Raw genomic sequence first — 9427 nt, 5'->3', positions numbered from 1 at the left:
GGGCCCGGCAGCCGGGCCCTGCGACCGTTCGTCAGTGGGCTTCGTCCCAGTTCGCGCCGCTGCCGGTCTCGACGATGAGCGGCACCGCCAGTTGCGCCGCCGAGCCCATCAGCTCGCGCAGTTTCGCCGCCACGTCCTCGAGCAGCTCCTCGCGCACCTCCAGCACCAGTTCGTCGTGTACCTGGAGGATGACCCGCGCGTCGACGCCGCTGGCCTGCAGCCAGTCGTCCACGGCGACCATGGCGCGCTTCATGATGTCCGCCGCGGTGCCCTGCATCGGTGCGTTGATCGCGGTGCGCTCGGCGGCCTTGCGCATCACGGCGTTCTTCGAGGCGATTTCCGGCAGGTACAGGCGGCGGCCGAACAGGGTCTCGACGTAACCCTGCTCGGCGGCCTGGGCGCGGGTGCGCTCCATGTAGGCCAGCACGCCGGGGTAGCGGGCGAAGTAGCGGTCGATGTAGGCCTGGGCCTCCTTGCGCTCGACGCCGATCTGCTTGGCCAGGCCGAAGGCGCTCATGCCGTAGATCAGGCCGAAGTTGATGGCCTTGGCGCGGCGCCGCTGCTCGCCGGTGACGTCCTCCAGCGGCAGGCCGAAGACCTCGGCGGCGGTGGCGCGGTGCACGTCGCGGTCGTGGCGGAAGGCGTCCAGCAAGCCCTCGTCCTGGGCCAGGTGGGCCATGATGCGCAACTCGATCTGCGAGTAGTCCGCCGCCAGCAGGCGGTAGCCCTTGGGCGCGACGAAGGCCTGGCGGATGCGCCGGCCCTCGGCGGTGCGGATCGGGATGTTCTGCAGGTTCGGGTCGGTGGAAGACAGCCGCCCGGTGGCCGCCACCGCCTGGTGGTAGCTGGTGTGGATGCGCCCGGTGCGCGGGTTGATCTGCTCCGGCAGCTTGTCGGTGTAGGTGCTCTTGAGCTTGCTCAGCGAGCGGTACTGCATGATCACCTTGGGCAGCTCGAAGTCCTGCTCGGCGAGGTCGGCGAGGACGTTCTCGGCGGTCGACGGCTGGCCGGTGGCGGTCTTCGCCAGGATCGGCAGGCCGAGCTTCTCGTAGAGGATGGCGCCGAGCTGCTTGGGCGAGCCGAGGTTGAACTCCTGGCCGGCCAGATCGTATGCCTGGCGCTCCAGTTCGACCATTTTCGCCCCCAGTTCGTGGCTTTGCAGCCCGAGCAGGTGGGCGTCGACCAGCGCGCCGTTGCGCTCGATGCGCGCCAGCACCGGCACCAGCGGCATCTCGATGTCGGTGAGCACCCTGGCCAGCGACGGGATGGCCTGCAGCTTCTCCCACAGGGCCTGGTGCAGGCGCAGGGTCACGTCGGCATCCTCGGCGGCATAGGGGCCGGCCTGTTCCAGGGCGATCTGGTCGAAGGTCAGCTGCTTGGCGCCCTTGCCGGCGATGTCCTCGAAACGGATGGTGCTGTGGCCCAGGTACTTCAGCGCCAGGCTGTCCATGTCGTGGCGGGTGGCGGTGGCGTTGAGCACGTAGGATTCGAGCATGGTGTCGAAGGCCACGCCCTGCACGGCGATCGGCGTGCTGGCGTTGGCCAGGACGTTGATGTCGTACTTGGCGTGCTGGCCGACCTTGGCTTTCTTCGGGTCTTCCAGCAGTGGCTTGAGGGCGCGCAGCACGGCGTCGCGGTCCAGCTGCTGGGGCACGCCCATGTAGCTGTGCGCCAGCGGCACGTAGGCGGCCTCGCCGGCCTCGACGGCGAAGGACACGCCCACCACCTGCGCCTGCTGGGCGTCGATGCTGGTGGTCTCGGTGTCGAAGGCGATCAGTTCGGCGGCTTCCAGCTTCTTCAGCCAGGCGTCGAAGGCAGCCTGCTCCAGCACCGTCTCGTAGCGGCTCTCGGCCTGCGCCGAGGCGGCCTCGGCGGGGCTTTCGCCGGCGTCCTTGGCTTCGCGCAGGAGGTCGTCCAGCCAGTTCTTGAACTCCAGCTGGCGGTACAGTTCGAGCAGCGCCTCGCGGTCCGGCTCGCCGGGGTGCAGGGCGTCCAGCTCGACGTCCAGGACGACGTCGGTCTTGATGGTCGCCAGCTGGTAGGACAGGTAGGCCTGCTCGCGGTTTTCCTCGAGTTTGGCCGGCAGGCCCTTGGCGCCGCGGATCGGCAGCTCGGGCACCTTGTCCAGGCTGGCGTAGAGCACGTCGAGGCCGCCACCGACACCGGTGAGCAGGCCCAGCGCGGTCTTCTCGCCGACCCCGGGCACCCCGGGAATGTTGTCGACCTTGTCGCCCATCAGCGCCAGGTAGTCGATGATCAGCTCAGGACCGACACCGAATTTCTCCTTAACGCCATCCACGTCCAGCACGCTACCGGTCATGGTGTTGACCAGCGTAATGTGCCCGTCGACCAGTTGCGCCATGTCCTTGTCGCCGGTGGAAATCACCACCGGGCGCAGTGCCGCGGCGCTGCTGCGGGCCAGGGTGCCGATCACGTCGTCGGCCTCCACACCCTCCACGCACAGCAACGGCAGGCCCAGGGCGCGCACCGCCGCGTGCAGCGGCTCGACCTGCACCCGCAGGTCGTCCGGCATCGACGGTCGGTTGGCCTTGTACTCGGCGAAGAGTTCGTCGCGGAAGGTCGGGCCCTTGGCGTCGAAAACCACCGCGAAGGGGCTGTCCGGGTACTGTTTGCGCAGGCTCTTGAGCATGTTCAGCACACCCTTGACCGCGCCGGTGGGCATGCCGGTGGAGGTGGTCAGCGGCGGCAGGGCATGGAAGGCGCGGTACAGGTAGGAAGAGCCGTCCACGAGGACGAGGGGTGCTTGACTCATGAGTGGAATCAACCTTTTCCGGAGGCCAGGGGCTAGAATGACCCTAGCCGAATCGACAAAGGAACAAGGTTATCATGCGCAGTTCCCAACGCTGGTTGCTCGCCGCCCTGCTGGCGGTTTCCCCGCTCGCCGCCATGGCCGTGGACGACGCCGCACCCACGCCCGAACCGGATGTGACCATCCGCCAGGAAGGCGACAAGACCATCCAGGAATACCGGGTCAACGGATTCCTCTACGCCATCAAGGTCATACCGAAGCATGGCAAACCCTATTTCCTGGTGCGCCAGGACGGCAGCGATGGCAACTTCATCCGCTCCGACCAGCCGGACAAACTGATCCCGCAGTGGCAGATCTTCAGCTGGTAACCCTTCCACCCCACGGCGCTCAAGAGGCCTGAGCATGTCGGTATTCACTCCTCTCGAGCGCTCCACCCTGGAAAGCTTCCTCGCCCCCTACGCGCTGGGTCGCCTGCGCGACTTCCGCGGCATCAGCGAGGGCTCGGAGAACAGCAACTTCTTCGTCAGCCTGGAAGGGGGCGAGTTCGTCCTGACCCTGGTCGAACGCGGCCCGGTGCAGGACCTGCCATTCTTCGTCGAGTTGCTCGACGTGCTCCACGACGCCGACCTGCCGGTGCCCTACGCGCTGCGCACCGAGGCCGGCGAAGCGCTGCGCCAGCTCGAAGGCAAGCCGGCGCTGCTGCAACCGCGCCTGGCCGGGCGCCATGAGCGCCAGCCCAATGCCCACCACTGCGGCGAAGTCGGCGCGCTGCTGGCGCGCCTGCACCTGGCGACCCGCGGGCGGGTCATCGAGCGCCCCAGCGACCGCGGCCTGAGCTGGATGCTGCAGCAGGGCCAGACCCTGGCCACGCACCTGGCCCCGCCCTCGCGCGCGCTGCTGGAAAGCGCCCTGGAAGAAATCGCCCGACTGCTCGCCGAGCAGCCGGAACTGCCACGCGCCAACCTGCACGCCGACCTGTTCCGCGACAACGTGCTGTTCGACGGCCCGCACCTGGCCGGGGTGATCGACTTCTACAACGCCTGCTCGGGCTGGATGCTCTACGACCTGGCGATCACCCTCAACGACTGGTGCTCCCACGACGACGGCAGCCTCGACGGCCCGCGCGCCCGCGCGTTGCTCGCCGCCTACGCCAGCCGCCGGCCGTTCACCGCGCTGGAAGCCGAGCTGTGGCCGGAGATGCTCCGCGTGGCCTGCGTGCGCTTCTGGCTGTCGCGCCTGATCGCCGCCGAGGCCTTCGCCGGCCAGGATGTGCTGATCCATGATCCGGGCGAGTTCGAACGACGCCTGGCGCAACGGCAGAAGGTGGAGATACGGTTGCCGTTTGCGTTGTGAACGCCTCGGCGATACTGAGGATCAACGCTCCGACCCGCGCCCCTCAACCTCCCGCGTTGCCGGCATGGCGCCCCCTTGCAGTTCGATATCGCCGGGCAGACCTGGGGGATGGATGCGCGCCAGGCCCATACGCAGCCCGAACGGCCTGAAGACCGCCTCCAGGGTAGCCAGGGTCGGGTTGCCATCCTCATGCTCCAGGTGGTTCAACGCCCGCATCGATATCTTGCACATCCGCGCGAAGGTCGCCTGCTTCATACCCGTCACCTCGGTGCGCAGCCGCTTCACCGCGGCACCCAGGCTCAGGCTCCCGTCGGCGACAGCGGCCGCCACCAAGCGAATCAGCGCGTCGCGCTCCTCCATGCTCAGGTTCTTCATGCCAGTCCCCACTTGCGCAGGCGGTTCTCGAGGTCGTTGAGCGGAATGCTCGGCGAGCGCCGAACCTCCTCAGGCAGGCCCGTCAGCAGGTCCGGCAGGGCCCTGAACGTGCCAGCGGCTTCGCGCAAGGCGTCGAAGAGCTCGTCACCCTCCACAGGCCCCGCGTGCGTATGGCAGGCGGCCCGCCAATCCGGCTCGCCCCGGTTTTCGTGATCCCATTTGGTCACCCGGGTAATTCCCTCGGGGTCGAGGACCATCGGCGCCAGGTCATAGATCGGGGCCAGACGCAGCCGGCCACCGTCGCGCAGGATGGCCATGTTCCGGCCATGGTTGTCGGAATTGCCCAGGATTCTGTTCAACAGGTCGCGACTGATGTAGTCGAGCGTCAGGTCGAAAATCCCGGCGCTCTGCCCCGCCTCGCGCCATAGCGAGATGAGCTGCCGAAGGACGTCCTCGTGACGCATGAACGATCCCGGCACCGTGTTCCCGCAGACCGAGTAGATCGACTCGACAGCACAACGCTCCACGCCTCCCGGGACGATCTTCCGATCGAAACGGGAGGTCCAGAGGCTTGGCTGGTGCTCACCATCGTCCTCCAGCACGGCATCTGCGCCGATACTATCCAGCCCCAATGCACCGAGCGCCCGGTAGTAATGGAACTCGCTGCGCAGGATGTCCCTGTCCCGTTGCGACGCCCGGTTCCTGGGGAACTTCACGAACCAGTGCTTGCATACTTCGGCATCGTTGAGAGTCGCGTCCGCGTGGAGCTGACCGCTTTCGTCCTCGACGAGCAACAATTTCGGCGCTTCACCGCCGGCACCCGTGGCGCCGCCGATGGCCGCCCCCTGCTCGTAGGCGTACTCCAGGAAATCGCTGTTGCGCCGCACCACCTCCTGCCGGTCGAAGCCCATCGCTCGGCCTTCGCGGAGGAAGTCGAGGGACTCCTTTATCCGCAGGTGCCCGATTGGCGAGGGAGTGCAGCGCTCCAGCAGATACAGGCCCAGGTCGACATCGTCGGGCTTGGCGCTGGCAAAGCGTTTGCGCAGGGAGCGGAAGGCCGCTCCCGACGGCATGACGTCATAGATGAAAGCGGGGTACCCCCTGGTGTATTCGACGCTCAGGTCCAGCCGTTGGCGAACGCTGACGGAGTGCTCGGCAAGCGATCCTACGTGGTCGACGTTGTCCGCCAGGTACTCGACCCGGTAGCCGGACGAGCAACGGCTTTCAGCGGGGTTGGCGGAATCCTGAAAGGTCATGCTGAAGGCGTCTTGCCAGACGCCGTTCACGAAGGCCTGGAGCGTGAGGGTCCTGGGCATGGGGCAGACCTGGATTGCACTTTGGTGCAAATCAGCCTAGCAGGATTTTGCTTATTACGCAGTAAAGTGCAATTTTTGAGCTGTTCAGGGCAAAAATCTGCACTTCAGTGCAAACTCTTTAACCGATTTTGCGCCTGACGCAAATTCTTCCAGATTTGTCTCAGAACAATGCGTATGCCGCGTGAAAGCTAAACACCGCACCTCCCACCGAAACCGAACGGCCCCACAACGAAGTGACCAGGGGAGAAGCGTTTCGCGAGCAAGCTCGCCCCTGCAAAGGATGTGCTGGCGTGACACATGCGGGTATGAAGATCCGATCTTGAGCAGACATCCCTGTCGCGACTCCTCTGCTCAAGTTCAACCCCGGCCCGGCCATCCTTGGCCGGTCGTTCGCCAGCGCGACGCATGCTCTGATGGCGTGAAGATCCGATCTTGAGCAGACATCCCTGTCGCGACTCCTCTGCTCAAGTTCAACCCCGGCCTGACCATCCATGGTCAGGCGTTCGCCGGGCGACGCATGCGTCGCAAAGATTCCGGCTCACCCACACTTCGAATACCCGCAGTTGAGGCAGGTGGCGCAGCCGTCCATCTGTACCACCGCCATGGTGTTGCACTTGCCGCACAGCTGGGCGCCGGCCGGGAAGCCTTCGCCGGGTTCGGCCTTGTTGGTGCCCTGGGCCGCTTCGTAGGCCGCGCGTTTTTCCGCCAGGTACAGGCGCTGCTCCTCGTCGATTTCCGGACCCTGCATCAGGCCGATGGCCACCAGGTGGCGCTCCACCACCGCGCCTATCTCGGCGACGATCGATGGCATGTAGACACCGCCGCGCTTGAGGTAGCCGCCGCGCGGGTCGAATACCGCCTTCATTTCCTCGACCAGGAAGGTGCAGTCGCCGCCCTTGCGGAACACCGCCGACATGATCCGGGTGAGGGCGACTATCCACTGGAAATGGTCCATGTTCTTCGAGTTGATGAATATCTCGAAGGGCCGGCGCTGCTCGTAGGGCGTGTCGGGGTTGAGGACCATGTCGTTGATGGTCACGTAGAGCGCGTGCTCGAACAGCGGCGACTTGATCTTGTAGGTCGCCCCCACGAGCATCTCCGGGCGCTGCAGGGTCTCGTCCATCTTCACCACAGCCGCCGCAGCGGCGGCATCGGCGCGGGCCTTTTCCTCGGCCACGTCGACCACTTCGAACCCGCGGATCTTCTGGTTGATCTTCACTGCCATGGGAACCTCCGCGGCTTCAGAACTTGCCGTAGTAGCCTTCTTTCAAGGCGTCGAACAGGTTGGCGGCGCTGTGGATCTCGCCGTCGTATTCCACTTCCTCGTTGCCCTTGAGCTCCACCGTGCTGCCGTCTTCCAGCTGGAAGCGGTACAGGGTGCGCTCCAGGTCGGCGTCCTTGACCAGCACGCCCTGGAACGCCGCCGGGTTGAAGCGGAAGGTGGTGCAGCCCTTCAGGCCCTGGCGCCAGGCGTACAGGTAGATGTCCTTGAACTGCTCGAAGGGGTAGTCGGTGGGCACGTTGGCGGTCTTGGAGATCGACGAGTCGATCCACTTCTGCGCCGCCGCCTGGATGTCCACGTGCTGCTGCGGACTGACGTCGTCGGCGGTGATGAAGTAGTCCGGCAGGCGATGGCGCTCGTCCTCGGCGTCGGGCACGGCCTTGGCGTCGACCCGGGCGCGGTAGGCCAGCAGTTCATAGCTGTAGACCGAGATCTTCTCCTTGGTCTTGCGTCCGGCGCGGATCAGGTTGCGCGAATAATGGTGGGCGAAGCTCGGCTCGATGCCGTTGGAAGCGTTGTTGGCCAGGCTCAGGCTGATGGTGCCGGTGGGCGCGATGGAGCTGTGGTGGGTGAAGCGCGCGCCGTGCCGGGCCAGGGCCTCGACCAGCTGCGGGGCGTGCTCGGCGACGCGCTGCATGTAGCGCGAATACTTGGCGTGGAGGATGCGCCCAGGCACCCGCTCGCCGACCTTGTAGCCGTCGGCGGCCATTTCCGGGCGCTTGCGCAGCATCTCGGCGGTCACTTCGTAATCCTGCGCCAGCGCCGGCGCCGGGCCTTTCTCCAGCGCCAGGTCGAGTGCCACCTCCCAGCCCACCAGGGCCATCTCGCGCGCCACTTCCTCGGTGAACACGCAGGCCTCGGCGCTGCCGTAGCGCAGCTTGAGCAGGGTCAGCGCCGAGCCCAGGCCGAGGAAACCCATGCCGTGGCGGCGCTTGCCGAGGATTTCCGCGCGCTGCTGTTCCAGCGGCAGGCCGTTGATCTCCACCACGTTGTCGAGCATGCGGGTGAACACCCGCACCACCTCGCGGTAGCGCTCCCAGTCGAAGTGCGGCTCGTCGCCGAAGGGGTCGACGACGAAGCCGGTCAGGTTCACCGAGCCCAGCAGGCAGGAGCCATAGGGCGGCAGAGGCTGTTCGCCGCAGGGGTTGGTGGCGCGGATCGCTTCGCACCACCAGTTGTTGTTCAGTTCGTTGACCCGGTCGATGAGGATGAAGCCTGGCTCGGCGTAGTCGTAGGTGGAGACCATGATCATGTCCCACAGGTGACGCGCCTTGACCCGCCCGTAGATGCGGCAGGCGACCCGCCCGTCCTCGCCCAGCACGTACTCGTCGTGCACCGGCCAGTCACGCCAGAGCACCTGCCGCGGATCGTCCAGGTCGACTTCGTCGCGTTCCTTGTGGTGCACCGGGAACAGCAGCGGCCAGTCGGCGTCCTGTTCCACCGCCTGCATGAAGCCGTCGGTGATCAGCAGGCTGAGGTTGAACTGGCGCAGGCGGCCGTCCTCGCGCTTGGCGCGGATGAACTCGCGGACGTCCGGGTGGGCGACGTCGAAGGTGCCCATCTGCGCGCCACGGCGGCCACCGGCGGAGCTCACGGTGAAGCACATCTTGTCGTAGATATCCATGAACGACAGTGGCCCGCTGGTGTGCGCGCCGGCGCCGGAGACGTAGGCGCCGCGCGGCCGCAGGGTGCTGAATTCGTAGCCGATGCCGCAGCCGGCCTTGAGCGTCAGGCCGGCCTCGTGGACCTTCTGCAGGATGTCGTCCATGGAGTCGTGGATGATCCCGGAGACGGTGCAGTTGATGGTCGAGGTGGCCGGCTTGTGGCCCTGGGCGCCGGCGTTGGAGATGATCCGCCCGGCGGGGATGGCGCCGTGGCGCAGGGCCCAGAGGAAGCGTTCGTACCAGTGCTCGCGGGTCGCCGCGTCCGGCTCGACCTCGGCCAGGGCGCGGGCGACGCGCTGCCAGGTCTCGTCGACGCTGGTGTCGATGGGCGTACCGTCCTTCTGCTTGAGGCGGTATTTGCTGTCCCAGATGTCCTGGGACGCCGGTTGCAATTCGAGGGTTCCCTGGTCTGCGCCCTGCCGGCGCGATTCGGTCCTGGCCATCCGCTGAATAACCTCCCGTGGGTATGCGGCCAGCTCAAGCAGACCGCTACATATAGTTGTATACCAAATACACGAACCTACATATTGTGTATTTAGCCCCGGCGGTGACTCTAGTCCCCAAAGGAGGTACGCGCCATGAGGCGAGGGGACGCAGGGAGAAAGTGTAGGAGGCGAGCGAGAGGAGGGAGGCTTTGCGTAGGAGCGCGCCATGCGCGCGATCGCGG

At 66.2% G+C, this 9427-nt stretch carries 7 protein-coding genes; 2 read left to right on the top strand and 5 right to left on the bottom strand.

The features are described 5' to 3' along the window. Nucleotides 1–31: 31 nt before the first annotated feature. Entirely contained in the window at nucleotides 32–2773 is a 2742-nt protein-coding gene (polA, locus tag P3W75_RS10110) for a DNA polymerase I (protein ID WP_276227244.1), read from the bottom strand. Nucleotides 2774–2847: 74 nt separating this feature from the next. Between polA and P3W75_RS10105 the strand changes: the two genes are divergently transcribed. Both P3W75_RS10105 and P3W75_RS10100 read left to right on the top strand, forming a co-directional pair. Further along, nucleotides 2848–3138, top strand: coding sequence for a DUF2782 domain-containing protein (locus tag P3W75_RS10105; RefSeq protein ID WP_276227243.1), 291 nt, complete (start codon nucleotides 2848–2850; stop codon nucleotides 3136–3138). A 34-nt stretch (nucleotides 3139–3172) separates the two neighbouring features. After that, the gene (locus tag P3W75_RS10100; RefSeq protein ID WP_276227242.1) at nucleotides 3173–4123 is read left to right on the top strand and encodes a homoserine kinase; all 951 of its coding nucleotides are present in this window, start codon (nucleotides 3173–3175) and stop codon (nucleotides 4121–4123) included. 21 nt (nucleotides 4124–4144) lie between these two features. Here P3W75_RS10100 and P3W75_RS10095 read toward each other — a convergent pair whose 3' ends face one another. The 4 genes from P3W75_RS10095 to P3W75_RS10080 all read right to left on the bottom strand — a co-directional run bounded on the left by P3W75_RS10095 (nucleotide 4145) and on the right by P3W75_RS10080 (nucleotide 9203). After that, the gene (locus tag P3W75_RS10095; protein WP_276227241.1) at nucleotides 4145–4498 is read right to left on the bottom strand and encodes a helix-turn-helix domain-containing protein; all 354 of its coding nucleotides are present in this window, start codon (nucleotides 4496–4498) and stop codon (nucleotides 4145–4147) included. Continuing rightward, nucleotides 4495–5814 carry a HipA domain-containing protein gene (locus P3W75_RS10090; RefSeq protein WP_276227240.1) on the bottom strand — a complete coding sequence of 440 codons (1320 nt, stop codon included), beginning with the start codon at nucleotides 5812–5814 and terminating at the stop codon, nucleotides 4495–4497. Before P3W75_RS10090 ends, P3W75_RS10095 begins: the two co-directional genes overlap by 4 nt. 538 nt (nucleotides 5815–6352) lie before the next feature. Beyond that, nucleotides 6353–7039, bottom strand: a complete 687-nt coding sequence (locus P3W75_RS10085) for an NrdJb (RefSeq protein ID WP_276227239.1) — start codon at nucleotides 7037–7039, stop codon at nucleotides 6353–6355. Nucleotides 7040–7055: 16 nt separating this feature from the next. Continuing rightward, nucleotides 7056–9203 (bottom strand): adenosylcobalamin-dependent ribonucleoside-diphosphate reductase, encoded by a 2148-nt coding sequence (locus P3W75_RS10080; RefSeq protein WP_276227238.1) that lies wholly within the window; start codon nucleotides 9201–9203, stop codon nucleotides 7056–7058. Nucleotides 9204–9427: the final 224 nt, after the last annotated feature.

The sequence above is a fragment of the Pseudomonas citronellolis genome, assembly GCF_029335315.1.
Classification (GTDB): domain Bacteria; phylum Pseudomonadota; class Gammaproteobacteria; order Pseudomonadales; family Pseudomonadaceae; genus Pseudomonas; species Pseudomonas citronellolis_A.
The sequence above is the reverse complement of the archived record's forward strand: the minus strand, read 5'-3'. Positions and strand labels throughout refer to the sequence as shown.